Raw genomic sequence first — 691 nt, forward strand, 5'->3', positions numbered from 1 at the left:
GTCCCGGACAGCTCCAAGGAAGGTTGTCATGCGTCTGGCGGACTTCATCGAAGACAACGTAGAGCCCATTCTCTCGGCCGCGGAGGCAGTCGCCGCAACCATGCTGCCCGCTGCTTCGCATCTGGATTCGGCGGCCCTGCGTGATCACATGCCCATGATCCTCGCTGCCGTGGCCCGGGACCTGCGCTCGGCCCAAACAGCGGAGGAGCAACTTGCCAAATCGCTCGGTAAGCAGGCCCGCCCCCATGGAGCGCCGGAAACCGCCGCTCAGACCCACGCGCTCTTGCGCGCAAAGGCTGGCTTCGACATAGAGCAACTTGTGGCTGAATACCGGGCCTTGCGGGCCTCCGTGCTTCGGCTGTGGTTTGAAGGCGGCAAGGCGGGCGGCCCGGAGATGCAGGATGACCTGGTTCGCTTCAACGAAGCCATTGACCAGGCGGTGGCGGAGTCGGTTTCCTACTTCACCGCCGAAATGGATCGGTGGCGCCATGTCTTCTTGGGGGTCCTTGGGCACGATCTGCGCGGTCCGCTCAATGCAATTCTCCTTACGGCCGAAATACTTTCGAAAATGACCACCGAGGCTCCTCTGAGCCGACACACCGTGCGGCTGATCCAGAGCGGAAAGCGCATGAAGACCCTGCTGGACGATCTGCTGGACTTCAGTCGCGCCTCGCTCGGACTGGGTCTGGGC

At 63.0% G+C, this 691-nt stretch carries 1 protein-coding gene; it reads left to right on the forward strand.

The genetic code is table 11. The features are described 5' to 3' along the window. Positions 1-28: 28 nt before the first annotated feature. Positions 29-691, forward strand: a 663-nt coding sequence (locus ACXJ3V_RS20245) for a sensor histidine kinase (protein ID WP_457102153.1), incomplete at its 3' end; no start/stop codon positions are given.

It is taken from the genome of Microbacterium sp. P5_E9 (assembly GCF_054049175.1).